At 70.9% G+C, this 16,139-nt stretch carries 13 protein-coding genes; 7 read left to right on the top strand and 6 right to left on the bottom strand.

The window, feature by feature from the left end; all coding sequences use genetic code 11:
- Window positions 1–42: 42 nt before the first annotated feature.
- From RKD20_RS17650 to RKD20_RS17640, 3 genes are all read right to left on the bottom strand, one after another.
- Window positions 43–732 carry an ester cyclase gene (locus RKD20_RS17650; RefSeq protein ID WP_424878572.1) on the bottom strand — a complete coding sequence of 230 codons (690 nt, stop codon included), beginning with the start codon at window positions 730–732 and terminating at the stop codon, window positions 43–45.
- Window positions 733–796: 64 nt separating this feature from the next.
- Complete coding sequence (locus RKD20_RS17645; protein WP_424878571.1) at window positions 797–1,570, bottom strand: SDR family NAD(P)-dependent oxidoreductase; 774 nt, start codon at window positions 1,568–1,570, stop codon at window positions 797–799.
- Window positions 1,571–1,620: 50 nt separating this feature from the next.
- The gene (locus RKD20_RS17640; protein ID WP_424878570.1) at window positions 1,621–2,289 is read right to left on the bottom strand and encodes an MOSC domain-containing protein; all 669 of its coding nucleotides are present in this window, start codon (window positions 2,287–2,289) and stop codon (window positions 1,621–1,623) included.
- An 81-nt stretch (window positions 2,290–2,370) separates the two neighbouring features.
- On the opposite strand from RKD20_RS17640, the gene RKD20_RS17635 reads away from it, so the two are divergent.
- Window positions 2,371–3,267, top strand: a complete 897-nt coding sequence (locus RKD20_RS17635) for a LysR family transcriptional regulator (RefSeq protein ID WP_424878569.1) — start codon at window positions 2,371–2,373, stop codon at window positions 3,265–3,267.
- 70 nt (window positions 3,268–3,337) lie between these two features.
- On the opposite strand, the gene RKD20_RS17630 is transcribed toward RKD20_RS17635, so the two are convergent.
- A complete protein-coding gene (locus RKD20_RS17630) occupies window positions 3,338–3,664 on the bottom strand; it encodes a WhiB family transcriptional regulator (RefSeq protein WP_007384136.1) in 327 nt (108 codons plus the stop codon).
- Window positions 3,665–4,045: 381 nt separating this feature from the next.
- Between RKD20_RS17630 and RKD20_RS17625 the strand changes: the two genes are divergently transcribed.
- The 4 genes from RKD20_RS17625 to RKD20_RS17610 all read left to right on the top strand — a co-directional run bounded on the left by RKD20_RS17625 (window position 4,046) and on the right by RKD20_RS17610 (window position 8,446).
- Complete coding sequence (locus RKD20_RS17625) at window positions 4,046–4,657, top strand: response regulator transcription factor (protein ID WP_003948568.1); 612 nt, start codon at window positions 4,046–4,048, stop codon at window positions 4,655–4,657.
- Between the two features lie 310 nt (window positions 4,658–4,967).
- Window positions 4,968–5,555 (top strand): sigma-70 family RNA polymerase sigma factor, encoded by a 588-nt coding sequence (locus RKD20_RS17620; RefSeq protein WP_007384137.1) that lies wholly within the window; start codon window positions 4,968–4,970, stop codon window positions 5,553–5,555.
- A gap of 158 nt (window positions 5,556–5,713) precedes the next feature.
- Window positions 5,714–7,216 carry an IMP dehydrogenase gene (guaB, locus tag RKD20_RS17615; RefSeq protein WP_424878568.1) on the top strand — a complete coding sequence of 501 codons (1,503 nt, stop codon included), beginning with the start codon at window positions 5,714–5,716 and terminating at the stop codon, window positions 7,214–7,216.
- Between the two features lie 105 nt (window positions 7,217–7,321).
- Entirely contained in the window at window positions 7,322–8,446 is a 1,125-nt protein-coding gene (locus RKD20_RS17610; protein ID WP_424878567.1) for a GuaB3 family IMP dehydrogenase-related protein, read from the top strand.
- 648 nt (window positions 8,447–9,094) lie between these two features.
- Here RKD20_RS17610 and RKD20_RS17605 read toward each other — a convergent pair.
- Entirely contained in the window at window positions 9,095–10,300 is a 1,206-nt protein-coding gene (locus RKD20_RS17605) for a nucleotide sugar dehydrogenase (RefSeq protein ID WP_424878566.1), read from the bottom strand.
- A gap of 311 nt (window positions 10,301–10,611) precedes the next feature.
- On the opposite strand from RKD20_RS17605, the gene RKD20_RS17600 reads away from it, so the two are divergent.
- A complete protein-coding gene (locus RKD20_RS17600; protein WP_424878565.1) occupies window positions 10,612–12,318 on the top strand; it encodes a glycerol-3-phosphate dehydrogenase/oxidase in 1,707 nt (568 codons plus the stop codon).
- A gap of 99 nt (window positions 12,319–12,417) precedes the next feature.
- On the opposite strand, the gene RKD20_RS17595 is transcribed toward RKD20_RS17600, so the two are convergent.
- Window positions 12,418–13,461: a serine hydrolase domain-containing protein gene (locus RKD20_RS17595; RefSeq protein ID WP_424878564.1), complete on the bottom strand. Its 1,044-nt coding sequence runs from the start codon at window positions 13,459–13,461 to the stop codon at window positions 12,418–12,420.
- 353 nt (window positions 13,462–13,814) lie between these two features.
- Here RKD20_RS17595 and RKD20_RS17590 point away from each other — a divergent pair, with 353 nt between their 5' ends.
- The gene (locus tag RKD20_RS17590) at window positions 13,815–16,046 is read left to right on the top strand and encodes a serine/threonine-protein kinase (protein ID WP_424883250.1); all 2,232 of its coding nucleotides are present in this window, start codon (window positions 13,815–13,817) and stop codon (window positions 16,044–16,046) included.
- The last annotated feature ends 93 nt before the right edge of the window (window positions 16,047–16,139 follow it).

Here is a 16,139-nt window from a genome sequence, read left to right as displayed (position 1 = left end):
GAACGGGGGCTTTCCCCTTCGCGGGTCACAGGGTTCGGGCCGTCATTGTCCGAGTACCCCCAGCTGTTCCATCAGCCCGGCCCGGTCGTACTGCCACCAGCCCTCGCAGATCAACCCGTCCCGGAACCGGTGCCAGGTGATGCCGGTCATGGTGACGTTCTGGCCGGTGGCCGGGATCCCGAGGAAATCGCCCTTGTGCCGGCCGGCCAAGGTCCATCGGGTGCACACCCGGTCGTCCTGGGCGATCTGGTCCTCGACCCGGAAGGCGAGGTCGAAGGCCTGTCGCCACCCGGCATACACCTGGCGCGAACCCTCCAGGTCCACATCGCCGGGGTTGGCCGGGTCATGCTCCAGGTAGTCGTCGGAGAACCCTTCGAACACGGCGTCCGTCTCGGCCCGCCCGGCCCGCTCGAAGAACTGCCGTGACGTCGCCGGGTTGAGCTGCTCGTCCCGCACCACGTCCAGATCCGTGAAGGTCGGCATCCCGTCGCACAGCGCGACCATCCCCTGGAAGATCTGTTCGGTCTCCGGCAGCCCGGAATTCCGCATCGCCTCCTCGTACGACGGGAACTCCACGATCTCGACGAAGTGCGAGGTGTCGGACCGGTCCTTGCCGACCACCGCGTGCGTCGCGGTCCGCTTCCCCTTGGTCTGCTCCACCCACGTGTCCATCAGCCGGTCCATCTCGTCGAAACGGCTGGTCCTGCAGTCGATGAGCTGTACGAACGTCATACGCGATCACCTCCGGCCCCCCTGGGTCCGGTTCGAACAGCACCATTGTCCGCCTTTTCGGGCCCTACTGCGGCCCGTACTTGCGCCCCGTCCTCGACGTGACCCCGCCCAGCAACCCCCGGGGCGCCACCTTCACCAACGCCATCAGGGCCTTGTAACGCGGGTCCGGGATCGACAGGGTCTTGCCGTGGGCCAGGTCGCCGAGGGCCGCGGCGACCAGCTTGTCCGCGTCGAGCCACATCCAGCCGGGGATGTTGTCCGTGCCCATCCCGGCCCGCTGGTGGAACTCGGTCCGCACGAACCCCGGGCACAGGGCCATCAACCGGACCCCGCTGCCCGCCAGATCCTTCGCCGCGCCCTGCGTGAACTGCACGACCCACGCCTTCGAGGCGCCGTACGTCCCGCGCGGCACGAACGCGGCCACCGAGGCGACGTTCACGACACCCCCGCGCCCCCGCTCCCGCATCGCCTCCGACGCCGCCGACGTCAGTCGCAGCACCGCCTCGCAGTGCACCTTGAGCATCTTCAGCTCGTCGGCCATGGAGACGTCGAGGTAGCGGCCCTTGTTGCCGAAGCCGGCGTTGTTGACGAGGAGGTCGACGGGGGACCTGCGGTCGGACAGGCGGGCTGCGACCGCCTCGATGCCGGGGTCCGTGGCGAGGTCGGCGGTGAGGACCTCGGCCTCGATGCCATGGCGGTCGTGGAGTTCGGTCGCCTGGTCCTGGAGCCGCTTGGTGTCGCGCGCCACCAGCACCAGGTTGTGCCCGTCAGCCGCCAGCCGTCGTGCGAACGCGGCACCGATGCCCGCGGTCGATCCCGTAATCAATGCCGTTGTCATGGCGCAAGGTTAATGACCGGGACCGGCAGCGTCCGCCAGGCGAGGGCCCGTCAGGCGCCGTACTTCTCCACGTACTCCAGCGCCCATTTCCGCACCTCCGGATGGAGCGCCTCGCCCGCCGCCAACAGCCTTGGCTGGAGCGGCCGTTCGGTGGTCATCGCCCGGAACGCCAGGGCGACCGTCACGTCGTGGTCCGGCCGGTGCACGATCTCCACCGGGTCCCCGGTACGGATCTCGCCCGGCTGGATCACCCGCAGATACGCGCCCGGCGCGCCCCTCTGCGTGAACCGCTTCACCCAGCGCGGCTCGCCCATGTGGCCCTGGAAGGTGCCGCAGGGAATCCGCGCGCTGGTGACCTCCAGCACCACCTCGGGCCCGATCCGCCAGCGCTCGCCGATCCGCGCGCCGGAGACGTCGACGCCGTGGGTGGTGAGGTTCTCGCCGAACGCGCCGTTGGCGAGCGAGCGGCCCAGCTCGCCCTCCCACGCGTCCAGGTCCTCGCGCGCCATCGCGTACACCGCCTGGTCGTCGCCGCCGTGGTGCTGCCTCTTGCACACCGCGTCCCCGGCGAGCGCGCTCCCGCCGATGCCCTTGGGGCCGGGCGCGGCCACCCGCACCGGCCCGTCGACCGGCCGCTTGTCGATACCGGTGACGCCCTCCGGATTGTCCGTGTACGGAACGGCCTTCTCGCGGCCCATGTTCACCGACAGCAGCTTCATGTCCGGCACGGTAGGGGAGAGGAACCCAAAGGTGCCATGCATTATTCGCCGCTATGTCAAAGCAGGGCTTATCCTCGAATGGTGATCGAGGCCCGACATCTCCGTGTCCTGCGCGCCGTCGCCGCCACCGGCTCCTTCTCCGCCGCGGGCCGCGAACTGGGCTGCACCCAGCCCGCCGTCAGCCAGCAGATGAAGGCTCTGGAGGCGTCGGTGGGCACGCCGTTGCTCATCCGCACCGGTCGCGAGATGCGGCTGACCGAGGCGGGCCAGGCCCTGGTGCGGCACGCCGCAGGCATCCTGGCGGGCCTCACGGCGGCCGAGGAGGAGGTCGCCGCCATCGCCGGGCTGCGGGCCGGGCGGGTCCGGCTCGTCTCCTTCCCCAGCGGCAGCTCCACCCTCGTGCCCACCGCCCTCGCCGCCCTGCGTGCCGCCCACCCCGGCACCCGGGTCTTCCTGGAGGAGGCCGAACCCCCGCAGTCCGTCGGCCTGCTGAGGGAGGGTGACTGCGACATCGCGCTCGCCTTCCGCTACGAGGGGGCCGCCGGCGGCGACGAGTGGGACGACCTCGTCGTACGGCCCCTGCTGACCGACCGGCTCGTGGCCCTCGTACCGGAGCGGCACCGGCTCGCGCGCGCGGGGTCCGTGGCCATCGGGGAGCTCGCCGGGGAGTCGTGGATCGCCGGATGCCCGCGCTGCCGCGGCCAGTTGGTCGAGGTGTGCGAGAGCGCCGGCTTCACGCCCCGCATCGACTTCGCGACCGACGACTACCCGGCGGTGGTCGGCCTGGTGGGCGCCGGCCTCGGCGTCGCCGTCCTGCCCCAGCTGGCCGTCGAGTCCGTACGGCCGAGGGGTGTACGCACGGTGACGCTTGAGCCGGCGGTCCGGCGGGAGATCGTCGCGCTCACGCTGCCCGACCTGGCGCAGGTGCCCGCGGTGTCGGCGACGCTGGAGCAGCTGGCGCGCGCGGCCGACCGCTAGGCCGCCGGACGGAGAGCCGCCGGACAGAAAGAAGGGCACGCGTGCGTGCCCTTCATGGAGAAACGTTCCTTCAGTTGTTCGATGCGCCGCTCCCGACGGATGACGCCGACACCAGCCGGTGCCGGGCCCGCCCCATGAGCTCCTCGCGCTCGTCCTCGGTCAGCCCGCCCCACACGCCGTACGGCTCTCTCACCGCCAGCGCGTGCGCCGCACACTGTGCGCGCACCGGGCATCTCATGCAGACCTCCTTGGCCGAGTTCTCGCGAGCACTCCGGGCCGCACCGCGCTCGCCCTCCGGATGGAAGAAGAGCGAGCTGTCCACCCCGCGACAGGCGGCCAGGAGCTGCCAGTCCCACAGGTCCGCGTTCGGTCCGGGAAGGCGGGAGAAATCTGCCATTGCGTGACCCCTTGCAGCCGTTCTGGGCGGATACGGTGTCCACGACCGTACATCTACGATCTAAGGAGATGAAAATATGACTCATTGCGAATCTAGCCTCAGACACCAGGGAATGGGAAGAAAAGGGTCTGAATGGGGCATGGGTTGTGATGAAACGTTGCGGGTCCGTCGCGCATGTCTGCACCGTGTCCGCACCCTCACGTAGAGTGCCGAAGACAGTGCGCAGCCCCGTAACTCTTTCGGGTGACCGTCGTTGAGAGTGCGGAGGCGGTTGAAACAACAAGTGCTCGGGCAGGCGTCCGAGACGGTCGACCGCACAGGTGACGATTTCGTACCAGCCTGGAGGCTCAAGGTGACGTGCATCAGCTGCGGAGGGCGGCCATGACATCCGTCCTCGTCTGCGACGACTCCCCGCTTGCCCGAGAGGCGCTCCGCCGCGCGGTCGCGACCGTGCCCGGCGTCGAGCGCGTGACGACCGCGGCCAACGGCGAGGAAGTCCTCCGCCGCTGGGGCGCGGACCGTTCGGACCTGATTCTGATGGACGTACGCATGCCCGGTCTGGGCGGCGTCGAGACCGTACGGCGGCTGCTGTCCGCGGACCCCGGTGCGCGCATCATCATGCTCACGGTCGCGGAGGACCTCGACGGGGTCGCTCTCGCGGTCGCCGCCGGTGCGCGCGGCTACCTCCACAAGGACGCCTCGCGCGCGGAGTTGCGCGCCACGGTGACGCAGGCGCTCGCCGACCCGACCTGGCGGCTCGCCCCGCGCCGGCTGCGGTCGGCGGAGATGGGCGCGGCGCCGACGCTCACCGCGCGTGAGATCCAGGTGCTCGAAGGGATGAGTCACGGGCGGTCCAACGCGGAGATCGGGCGCGAGCTGTTCCTGTCCGAGGACACCGTGAAGACGCATGCGCGGCGGCTGTTCAAGAAGCTCGGCGCCTCGGACCGGGCGCACGCCGTGGCGCTCGGGTTCCGGTGGGGCCTGGTTCGCTAGGAACGCGGCCGGAGCGGTCGTCGTATGGGTGCGGGCCCGTTGTGGCTGGTCGCGCCCAGCGGCGGGAGCCGCAGATCGGTGCCGCCCCGCGCCCCTGACGGGGCGCGGTCGAGCGGCCCCTTGGATGCCCCGCTGCTTGTTTCGCGGCGGATGCCGCATCCTTGGAGATGTGGAGTCTCTCGGGGACGAGTCGGTCGAGCGGAAGGGGAGGGCGCAGGGTATGAGTTCCGGCGCACCTGCTCATAACGCTTCGGTGCACAACAACCAGCGCGATGCCACGGATCCAACGACGCCAGGGCACCATGGACCGATGCGTGACGACGAGGCGGCTCATCCCCATGGGGCGATCGGTGCGCTCGTCCACAGTGCCGTGGAAGGGGACGAGCAGGCCACGCACGACCTGCTCGCCCATGTCCACCCGCTGGCCCTGCGCTACTGCCGCACCCGGCTGTCCCGTCTTCCGGGCGACGCGCGGCACTTCGTGGAGGACCTCGCGCAGGAGGTCTGCGTAGCCGTCCTCCTCGCCCTGCCGCGCTACCGCGACACCGGGCGCCCGTTCGAGGCGTTCGTCTTCGCCATCGCCGCGCACAAGGTCGCCGACCTGCAGCGCGCCGCGATGCGCCACCCCGGTTCCACCGCAGTCCCCTCGGACGAGATGCCCGAGCGGCCGGACGACTCGCTCGGCCCCGAGGAGCGGGCGCTGCTCAGCAGCGACGCCGAATGGGCCAAGAAACTCCTGGCCAACCTCCCCGAGAACCAGCGCGAGCTGCTCCTGCTGCGCATCGCCGTGGGGTTGACGGCGGAGGAGACGGGTCAGATGTTGGGAATGTCACCCGGTGCGGTCCGTGTGGCTCAGCACCGGGCGCTGAGCAGGCTGCGAGCGCTGGCCGAGCAGTAGGGCGCGCTTCTGAACGGGCGGTGCGCCGCTTCCGTACGAACATACGAAGCCCGGAGCGGGTCGGAACCGTGTGATCCGCGGAATCCGTGGAATTTGCCACCCTTGCTTCCCGTTAGCATGGACATCCGCACCGATCAAGGCCATTTGGGGAAGGTGTCATGACTGCAAACGTCGACGGAGTGCCCGGTAAATTCGCGACGCTCGGGCTCACCTACGACGACGTGCTGCTGCTGCCGGGAGCGTCCGAGGTGCTCCCCAACGCGGTCGACACCTCGTCCCGCATCTCCCGCAACGTCCGGGTCAACATCCCGCTGCTCTCGGCCGCCATGGACAAGGTGACTGAGTCCCGGATGGCCATCGCCATGGCCCGCCTCGGCGGCGTCGGTGTGCTGCACCGCAACCTCTCCGTCGAGGACCAGGTCAACCAGGTCGACCTGGTGAAGCGGTCCGAGTCCGGCATGGTCACCGACCCGATCACCGTGCACCCGGAGGCGACCCTCGCCGAGGCCGACGCGCTGTGCGCCAAGTTCCGCATCAGCGGCGTCCCGGTCACCGACCCGGCCGGCAAGCTCCTCGGCATCGTCACCAACCGTGACATGGCCTTCGAGTCGGACCGCAGCCGCCAGGTGCGCGAGGTCATGACGCCGATGCCGCTGGTCACCGGCAAGGTCGGCATCTCCGGCGTCGAGGCCATGGACCTGCTGCGCAAGCACAAGATCGAGAAGCTTCCGCTGGTCGACGACGCGGGTGTCCTCAAGGGCCTCATCACGGTCAAGGACTTCGTCAAGGCGGAGAAGTACCCCAACGCCGCCAAGGACGCCGAGGGCCGGCTGCTCGTCGGTGCGGCCGTCGGAGCCAGCCCCGAGGCGCTGGAGCGCGCCCAGGCCCTCGCCGCGGCCGGTGTGGACTTCCTGGTCGTCGACACCTCGCACGGCCACAACAGCAACGCCCTGAGCTGGATGGCGAAGATCAAGTCGAGCGTCGACGTCGACGTGATCGGCGGCAACGTCGCCACCCGCGACGGCGCCCAGGCGCTCATCGACGCCGGTGTCGACGGCATCAAGGTCGGTGTCGGACCGGGCTCGATCTGCACCACCCGCGTGGTCGCCGGCATCGGCGTCCCGCAGGTCACCGCCATCTACGAGGCCTCCCTCGCCGCCCGCCCCGCGGGCATCCCGCTGATCGGCGACGGCGGCCTGCAGTACTCCGGCGACATCGGCAAGGCGCTCGCCGCCGGCGCCGACACCGTGATGCTGGGCTCGCTGCTCGCGGGCTGCGAGGAGTCGCCCGGCGAGCTGCAGTTCATCAACGGCAAGCAGTTCAAGTCGTACCGCGGCATGGGCTCGCTCGGTGCCATGCAGTCCCGCGGCCAGGGCAGGTCGTACTCCAAGGACCGCTACTTCCAGGCCGAGGTCTCCGCGGACGACAAGCTCGTGCCGGAGGGCATCGAGGGCCAGGTGCCCTACCGCGGCCCGCTGTCCAGCGTCCTGCACCAGCTTGTCGGCGGGCTGCGCCAGACCATGGGCTACGTGGGCGCGGCCACCATCGACGAGATGGAGTCCAAGGGCCGCTTCGTGCGGATCACCTCGGCGGGTCTGAAGGAGTCGCACCCGCACGACATCCAGATGACGGTCGAGGCGCCGAACTACAGCCGTAAGTAGGTATCTGCGCGGCGGGGCGGCTCCGGGAGCATCCGGGGCCGCCCTTGTCGTACCCGTCGGGGATACTGGAAGGCGCTGCAACGCATCAGGGAAAGGCCACACATCGTGACTGAGATCGAGATCGGGCGCGGCAAGCGCGGCCGCCGGGCGTACGCCTTCGACGACATCGCCGTCGTCCCCAGCCGTCGTACGCGCGACCCGAAGGAGGTCTCGATCGCCTGGCAGATCGACGCCTACCGCTTCGAGCTGCCGTTCCTGGCCGCCCCCATGGACTCGGTCGTCTCCCCGGCCACCGCGATCCGCATCGGCGAGCTCGGCGGTCTGGGCGTGCTGAACCTCGAGGGCCTGTGGACGCGGTACGAGGACCCGCAGCCGCTGCTCGACGAGATCGTCGGGCTCGACCTGGACGCCGCGACCCGCCGCCTCCAGGAGATCTACGCGGCTCCCATCAAGGAGGAGCTGATCGGGCAGCGCATCAAGGAGGTGCGCGACTCGGGCGTGGTGACGGCCGCCGCGCTCTCCCCGCAGCGCACGGCCCAGTTCTCCAAGGCCGTCGTGGACGCGGGCGTGGACATCTTCGTCATCCGCGGTACGACGGTCTCGGCGGAGCACGTGTCCGGTTCGCACGAGCCACTGAACCTGAAGCAGTTCATCTACGAGCTCGACGTCCCGGTGATCGTCGGCGGCTGCGCGACCTACACGGCGGCCCTGCACCTGATGCGCACCGGCGCGGCGGGCGTCCTGGTCGGCTTCGGCGGCGGCGCGGCGCACACCACGCGCAACGTGCTGGGCATCCAGGTCCCGATGGCCACCGCGGTGGCCGACGTGGCCGCCGCCCGCCGGGACTACATGGACGAGTCCGGCGGCCGGTACGTGCACGTGATCGCGGACGGCGGTGTCGGCTGGTCCGGCGACCTGCCCAAGGCGATCGCGTGCGGCGCCGACGCCGTGATGATGGGCTCCCCGCTGGCCCGTGCCACGGACGCGCCCGGTCGCGGCCACCACTGGGGCATGGAGGCCGTCAACGAGGAGCTGCCCCGCGGCAAGAAGGTCGACCTCGGCACCGTCGGCACGATCGAGGAGGTCCTGGCGGGCCCGTCGCACATCCCGGACGGCTCGATGAACTTCTTCGGCGCGCTGCGGCGGGCGATGGCCACGACCGGCTACAGCGAGCTCAAGGAGTTCCAGCGCGTCGAGGTCACGGTGGCGGACTCGCAGCACAAGCGGTAGGGCTTACGGCGGGAAGGGGGCCGGTCACCTGGTGGTGACCGGCCCCCTTTCGTGTGCCCTGGGCCTTGTGAGGCGGGCAGCGCGTGGCGTGGTGCGGGGGCGCGCGGTTGCGTTCGGCGTGAAAACGGGCTGGTCAGCCGGGCCAAGGGCGATAACGTCCGTGTCGGCGCCCCAGGTTCCTGGAGCGCCCCCTTCCAAGGATTTGGTTCCGGACCCCGCTCCTCGGGGCCCGGCCCGTTTTCCAACGGACCGTCCACCGGGCTACTGGGCGGTGTGGTGGAAGGGGGCGTCCGTGGGACGTCACCGCAAGCCCACTCGCTGGGACCGACTCCGTCTGCGGATGGTGAAGTGCCGGAGGAGGTGGATCTTGCGGATTTTCGGATGGTGAGCGGCCGCCCCCAAGGAAGCTAGGGGCGGACACTCCGTGAACCATCAGGAGCTTGCCGCAGTGGCCACTGCGGTGGGCTCCACCTTGTTGGTGGGCCGGTGAGCGGCCGCCCCCACGAGAACTAGGGGCGGACACTCCGTGAACCATCAGGAGCCTGCCGCAGTGACCTCTGCGGCCGACCCCACCTGTCTCCGTAAGGTACCCGCGCCGTGCCCCGCATGCCACCGGCTCCGGAGCCGGGTCCATCCGCGCGCCCCCCTTCACAACCGATGCGCCGCCCCCGTAGGCGTGGCCCCCCGTGTGTCCAGCAGCAGCTGGGCCTTCACCGACAGGCCTTGCAGGTCGTACGTCCGGTGCTGCTGGAGCAGGATTGTCAGGTCCGCGTCGGCTGCCGCCTCGTAGAGGGAGTCCGCGCGCGGGACCGGGCGGTCCAGGACGCTCCAGGACGGGATGTGGGGGTCGTGGTAGCTGACGGAGGCGCCGAGTTCCATCAGGCGTACGGCGAGCTCGTGGGCGGGGGTGCCCTGCTGGTCGGCGAGGTCGGGCTTGTAGGTGACGCCGAGCAGGAGGATGCGGGCGCCGCGCGCGGACTTGCCGTGCTCGTTGAGGAGGGCCGCGGCGCGCTGGACGACGTAACGCGGCATCTGGTCGTTGACCTGCCGGGCGAGTTCGACCATGCGCAGGGAGCGGCCGCCGCTGGTGAGGTCCCGGGCGACCGCGTGGCCGCCGACGCCGGGGCCGGGGCGGAAGGCCTGGAAGCCGAAGGGCTTGGTCTCCGCGCAGCGGATGACGTCCCAGAGGTCGACGCCGAGGTCGTGGCAGAGGACGGCCATCTCGTTGACGAGGGCGATGTTGACGTGGCGGAAGTTGGTCTCCAGGAGCTGGACCGTCTCCGCCTCGCGCGGGCCACGCGCGCGTACCACCTTGTCGGTCAGGCGCGAGTAGAAGGCGGCGGCCGACTCCGTGCACGCGGGCGTCAGGCCGCCGATCACCTTGGGGGTGGTGGCGGGCGTGAAGTCGCGGTTGCCGGGGTCGACACGGGTGGGCGAGTAGGCGAGGTGGAAGTCGCGGCCCGCGCGCAGGCCCGAGCCCTTTTCGAGGAGCGGGCACAGGAACTCCTCGGTGGTGCCCGGCGGGACGGGGGACTCCAGGATGACGGTGGTGTGCGGACGCAGGTGTGTGCTCAGCGTGCGGGCGGCCGCCTCCACCTGGCTCAGGTCAAGGCCGCCGTCCGGGCCCGCCGGGGTCGGCGCGCAGATGACCGCCGTCCGCACGCGGCCGAGTTCGGCCGGGCCCGCGGCCGTCCGGAAGCCCCCCGAGAGCATCCGGCGCAGTTCGGCGGGGCTGAGGGAGCCGGCCTCGGGGCCGGTGCGGTAGCCGAGGGTGGAGATGCCGGCGGCGACAGCGGCCTGGGCCAGGGGCAGTCCGTAGGGACCGAGTCCGATCACGGCGAGATCTGCGGGCATGGCGTGGGCCGTCCTTCCCAGTAACCGAAGCGGGACAGGTGCGCAAGCCCTGTGGACTGGACGAGCGAGCGCAATGTCAGACTAGGAGTAAATATGACCGATATACGGGATTGATTCCGTGTGTCTTCCTGTGGGGTTGTGAGCTTTGGCCTACGCGGCGGTGAAAGTTATCCACAGGCTGAGGGCGACTGGTGGCTGAAGTCGGGCAAGCCGGTCAGGATTGGGCATGGGGGATACGGAGCGGGCCACTCCTCAAGGACGATCCGGCCCGCGACGGCGACCGGTGCGACCGACAGCTGGAGGCAGCAGTGGTGAGGACAGCGACACTGGGGCCGGCGCAGCGCGCCGAGTCACTCGCAGCAATGGCCGAGCGTGAACTGGACATCCTGGTGGTGGGAGGCGGCGTGGTCGGTGCGGGTACCGCGCTCGACGCGGTCACCCGGGGCCTGTCCGTGGGGCTTGTCGAGGCGCGTGACTGGGCCTCGGGCACCTCCAGCCGCTCCAGCAAGCTGATCCACGGCGGCCTGCGCTATCTGGAGATGCTCGACTTCGCCCTCGTGCGCGAGGCGTTGAAGGAGCGCGGACTGCTCCTCGAGCGGCTCGCCCCCCATCTCGTGAAGCCCGTGGCCTTCCTGTACCCCTTGCAGCACAAGGGCTGGGAGCGGTGGTACGCCGGTTCGGGCGTCGCGCTCTACGACGCCATGTCGATGGCCCGGGGGCATGGCCGGGGTCTGCCCAGGCACCGGCACCTGAGCCACCGTCACGCCCTGCGTGTCGCGCCCGCCTTGCGGAAGGACGCCCTGGTCGGGGCGCTGCAGTACTACGACGCCCAGGTGGACGACGCCCGCTTCGTGGCCGCCCTCGTGCGCACGGCGACCGCCTACGGCGCGAAGACCGCCAACCGCGCGCGGGTGACCGGGTTCCTGCGGGAGGGCGAGCGGGTGGTCGGGGCCCGGGTGCAGGACGTCGAGGCGGGCGGGGAGTACGAGATCCGCGCCAAGCAGGTGGTCAACGCGACCGGGGTGTGGACCGACGACACCCAGGCGATGGTCGGCGAGCGGGGACAGTTCCACGTCCGCGCCTCCAAGGGCATCCACCTCGTCGTGCCCAAGGACCGCATCCACTCCTCGACCGGGCTGATCCTGCGCACCGAGAAGTCCGTACTGTTCGTCATCCCCTGGGGCCGGCACTGGATCATCGGCACCACCGACACCGACTGGGACCTCGACAAGGCCCACCCGGCCGCCTCCAGCGCGGACATCGACTACCTGCTGGAGCACGTGAACTCGGTGCTCGCGGTGCCCCTGACCCGGGACGACGTCCAGGGCGTGTACGCGGGTTTGCGGCCCCTGCTCGCCGGTGAGTCGGACGCCACCAGCAAGCTCTCGCGCGAGCACACCGTGGCGCATCCGGTACCGGGGCTCGTCGTGGTGGCGGGCGGCAAGTACACGACCTACCGGGTGATGGCCAAGGACGCCGTCGACGAGGCGGTGCACGGCCTCGACAGCCGGGTCGCCGAATGCGTCACGGAGGACGTGCCGCTGCTGGGTGCCGAGGGCTACCGGGCGCTGTGGAACGCGCGGGCGCGCATCGCGGCGCGCACCGGGCTTCATGTCGTCCGGGTCGAACATCTGCTGAATCGGTACGGCAGCCTCGCGGAGGAGGTCCTCGACCTCATCGCCTCGGACGCCACCCTGGGCGAGCCGCTGCAGGCCGCCGACGACTATCTGCGCGCCGAGGTCGTCTACGCCGCCTCGCACGAGGGCGCGCGGCATCTGGACGACGTGCTGACCCGGCGCACCCGTATCTCCATCGAGACCTTCGACCGCGGGGTGCGCTCCGCCCGCGAGGCCGCCGAGCTGATGGCGCCGGTGCTGGGCTGGGACAAGGACCAGATCGAGCGCGAGGTCGAGCACTACGAGAAGCGGGTGGAGGCGGAGCGGGAGTCGCAGCGGCAGCCGGACGACCTGACCGCGGACGCGGCGCGGTTGGGGGCGCCGGACATCGCGCCGTTGTAGCTCACTCGCAGCGGGGTCGGCCTGCACCGCAGGGGGGGTCGGCCCGCATCACTCGAACGAGTGTCGTGAGCCGGGATCTTCGTTCGGAACCCGGTCGTTCTACGAGGTGCGGGGGCAGAACTCGGCGGCGAGCAGGGCCGGTTCGAGGTCGGGGTCCGCCATCGACGTCGTGTTCACGCGGAAGGTGAGGACGCGACGGCCGCCGACCGTGGCTGCGGTGCGCACGTAGCTGCCGGTGATGCGGCCGTTGTGCCCCCACACCGTCGTGCCGCACGGCAGCTTCACCGGGAACAGCCCCATGCCGTACAGGCCGTGTGCCGTGCGGGTGTCCGTCATCTCGTGCAGCCAGTACGGGGACAGCAGCCGGCCGCCGAGCAGTGCCGCGTAGAAGCGGTCCAGGTCGGCGAGGGTGCTCACCAGCTCGCCCGCGGCTCCGGCCACCCGCGGGTCGAGCGCGGTGATGTCGGACCCGTCGGCGGCGTAGGCACGGCCGTGCGGGGAGGGGAGAGAGGTACGCGAACCGGGAAAGGAGGTGCCCGTCAGACGCAGCGGGGCGATGATCCGCCGCTCGGCCTCGGTGGCGTAGGACTCGCCGGTGACCTGCTGGATCACCAGGCCGAGCAGGACGTAGTTGGTGTTCGAGTAGGAGTAGCGGCCGCGGTCGGCCGGAGAGTGGGTGAGGGCGACACGGACGGCTTGAACGGGAGTGAGGGGGACCAGGCCCAGGGTGTCCGTGGTGAAGTCGTGCAGGCCGCTGGTGTGGGTGAGCAGGGCGCGCAGGGTCAGCGCGCGGCCGTCGTTGCCCGCTCCGCGCACCAGGCCGGGCAGGTGCTGTTCCACCGTGTCGGACAGCTTCAGCCGGTGTTCCGCGGCCAGTTGGAGGACGACCGTCGCGATGAAGGTCTTGGTGATGCTGCCGGCGCGGAAGTGGTCGGCGCGGGCGATTCCCGGGCCCGCCGCTGCGTAACGGGTGCCGCTCTGCTCCTCGGCCAGGAGTGCCGCGGCGGGAGCGCCGCCGTGGGCCACCAGCCGCGGGAGCAGTGCGTCCGGAGTTCGGGCCGAGGGGGCCGGGGAGGCGGCCGGGGCCAGGGCGAGCAGCACCAGGGCGGCCGGGACGGCCAGTAGTGCCCGAAGTGGCGGCATCGCGGATCCTCCCTTGCCGGAGGCCATCATGCAGGGTCGCGGAGCGGAATGGGCACCCGGTTCTTGAGGGGGTGCGCGGGGTGGTCCCGGAGGCGGGGCGCGGGCGGGTGCGAGGGGCTGTCGGGGGCTGTGTGCGGAAGGGGGCGGAGGGCGGCCGGTGCCCGCGGGGGGTGAGGGATCTGTAAGCGGGTGGGAACTGTGCGTGGAGAGGGGACTTGGGCCGACGGGACCTGTGTGCCGACATCGCCGGGCCGTGCCGCGGGCGAGGCGGACTCAGGGGCACCCGGGGCGTCGGGCACTTGTCGGGTGAGGGACAATGGAGGCTCTGTCAGGGCGGGTTCATGAGGGGACGCATGTCGGACGCGGAGCGGGCGGGAGCATCCCGGCAGAACGAGAACGAGCGTCTCCTCGCCGGGCGGTACCGGCTGGGAGGAGTGCTCGGCCGCGGAGGCATGGGCACGGTGTGGCGCGCCGAGGACGAGACCCTTGGCAGGACGGTGGCCGTCAAGGAACTCCGGTTCCCGTCCAGCATCGACGAGGACGAGAAGCGCCGGCTGATCACGCGCACCCTGCGTGAGGCCAAGGCGATCGCGCGGATCCGCAACACCAGCGCGGTGACCGTGTACGACGTGGTCGACGAGGACGACCGGCCGTGGATCGTGATGGAGCTCGTCGAGGGCAAGTCGCTCGCCGAGGTCATCCGGGAGGACGGGCTGCTGGAGCCCAAGCGCGCGGCGGAGGTGGGCCTCGCGATCCTCGACGTGCTCAGGTCCGCGCACCGCGAGGGCATCCTGCACCGGGACGTGAAGCCGTCCAACGTGCTGATCTCCGAGGACGGCCGGGTCGTGCTCACCGACTTCGGCATCGCCCAGGTCGAGGGCGACCCCTCGATCACCTCCACCGGCATGCTCGTCGGCGCGCCCTCCTACATCTCCCCGGAGCGGGCGCGTGGGCACAAGCCGGGCCCCGCGGCCGACATGTGGTCGCTCGGCGGGCTGCTGTACGCGGCGGTCGAGGGCGCCCCGCCGTACGACAAGGGGTCCGCGATCGCGACCCTCACGGCGGTGATGACCGAGCCGCTGGAGGAGCCGAAGAACGCGGGTCCGCTCAAGGACGTCATCTACGGACTGCTCACCAAGGACCCCGCCCAGCGCCTCGACGACAGCCGCGCGCGGGCCATGCTCACCGCGGTGATCCATGCGCCCGAGCCGAAGCCGGCCGAGCCCGAGCCGGCGGCGGACGCGACCCGGGTGGTGCCGTTGCCGGCCCAGCCGGAGGAGCGTGCGGGCGGGGAGCGGCTGCGCGGGGCGCTGCGTTCCGTGCGCAAGGTCGCCGGGGCGGCGGCGACGTCCGCGACCGCGTCCCGTGCCAAGTCCGGGAGCGGTACGGCGGGTTCGGGCACGGGGGGTTCGGGCGCCGCGGGTTCGGGCACGGTGGGGTCGGCTTCTGCGGGTACGGGGGGCGGGAAGGTGCCCGCCCAGGCTTCCGAGGCTGCTCCGGCGCCTTCGGCTTCTCCGTCCTCTCCGGCGGCTCCGTCCTCTCCGACCGCATCGGCCTCTCCGGCTGCTTCGGCCTCTTCCTCTTCCTCGGCCTCTCCCTCTTCCTCGGCGCCTTCCGCGTCTCGGGGGAAGGGCGCGGCGGGTGTGCCGGCCGCGTCGGGGGCGGCCTCCGCATCGGCTTCGACGTCGGCCACGACCTCGGTTTCGACCGGTGCGGCCGGAGTCCGGGACGGGAAGACGCGGCAGACCGACGCGGTGTCGGACGGGCGGAGTTCGGGATGGCCCGTGATGACGCCGCCGCCGGACATGGCGCCGAGGCCGGTGCCCAGGGCGCCGCTGACCGACGTGGTGCCGCGGCGGACGCTGGTGATCATCGCGGTGGTCGTGGCGCTCGCGGTCATCGGCACCGTGCTGGCCCTCACGCTCGGCGGGGACGACGGCAGCGACGGGGCGAAGGGCGGCGGCGCCAAGGTGACGGCGAGCACGAGCGCCGACACCAAGGAGGACGAGAGCGGGGGCACCCGGACCGACAAGTCCACCGCCGGGTCCGCTTCGTCGGGGGCGGCCGACGGGTCCTCGAACACGCCGAGTACGGAGGAGAGCGGCCGGAGTTCGGAAGGGTCCTCCGGTTCGGGGGGCTCCGCGGACGACGGTGCGGTGACCTCCACGTACAAGGGCGGCCAGGGGTACTCGATCGGGCTGCCGAAGGGGTGGAAGTTCCGGACCGGCAGCTCCGCGGGCGACCGGTTCAGCGGGCCCGACGGGCAGAAGCTGCTCGTCGCCTGGACCAGCACGCCCAAGGGCGACCCGGTGGCGGACTGGGAGAACCAGGAGCGGGGCATGCGCCGCTCGCAGTACACCAAGATCCGAATAGAGAAGGTGGACTACCGGAGCTGGAACACGGCCGACTGGGAGTTCACCTATGAGGATGGCGGGACGAAGTACCGGACGATCGACCGTGGATTCGTCGTCAATGACCATCTCGGATATGCCTTGATGTACACCGCGAAAGCCGCGAACTGGGGCACTGAGCTGCGCAAGGACACATGGCAGACACTCGCCCGCACCTTCGAACCGAAGTCGTGAAGCGCCGTGCGGTAAACGGTCATGTGTTTGAGCCCTGATATCTGGAATCCCCTCTTTGCGGGTTGCCTCCGGCACGTATCGTGAGTGTTCGTG

The organism is Streptomyces sp. SLBN-8D4, from assembly GCF_049739545.1.
Taxonomy (GTDB): Bacteria; Actinomycetota; Actinomycetes; order Streptomycetales; family Streptomycetaceae; genus Streptomyces; species Streptomyces canus_C.
This window is presented reverse-complemented; position numbering and strand designations above follow the sequence as displayed.

Bases quoted from the DNA above. Each gene is read 5' to 3' on its own strand.
- RKD20_RS17650 (WP_424878572.1), bottom strand. From the start codon at position 732: ATGACGTTCGTACAGCTCATCGACTGCAGGACCAGCCGTTTCGACGAG.
- RKD20_RS17645 (WP_424878571.1), bottom strand. From the start codon at position 1,570: ATGACAACGGCATTGATTACGGGATCGACCGCGGGCATCGGTGCCGCG.
- RKD20_RS17640 (WP_424878570.1), bottom strand. From the start codon at position 2,289: ATGAAGCTGCTGTCGGTGAACATGGGCCGCGAGAAGGCCGTTCCGTAC.
- RKD20_RS17630 (WP_007384136.1), bottom strand. From the start codon at position 3,664: ATGGCAGATTTCTCCCGCCTTCCCGGACCGAACGCGGACCTGTGGGAC.
- RKD20_RS17625 (WP_003948568.1), top strand. From the start codon at position 4,046: ATGACATCCGTCCTCGTCTGCGACGACTCCCCGCTTGCCCGAGAGGCG.
- RKD20_RS17620 (WP_007384137.1), top strand. From the start codon at position 4,968: ATGCGTGACGACGAGGCGGCTCATCCCCATGGGGCGATCGGTGCGCTC.
- guaB (WP_424878568.1), top strand. From the start codon at position 5,714: ATGACTGCAAACGTCGACGGAGTGCCCGGTAAATTCGCGACGCTCGGG.
- RKD20_RS17605 (WP_424878566.1), bottom strand. From the start codon at position 10,300: ATGCCCGCAGATCTCGCCGTGATCGGACTCGGTCCCTACGGACTGCCC.
- RKD20_RS17595 (WP_424878564.1), bottom strand. From the start codon at position 13,461: ATGCCGCCACTTCGGGCACTACTGGCCGTCCCGGCCGCCCTGGTGCTG.
- RKD20_RS17590 (WP_424883250.1), top strand. From the start codon at position 13,815: ATGTCGGACGCGGAGCGGGCGGGAGCATCCCGGCAGAACGAGAACGAG.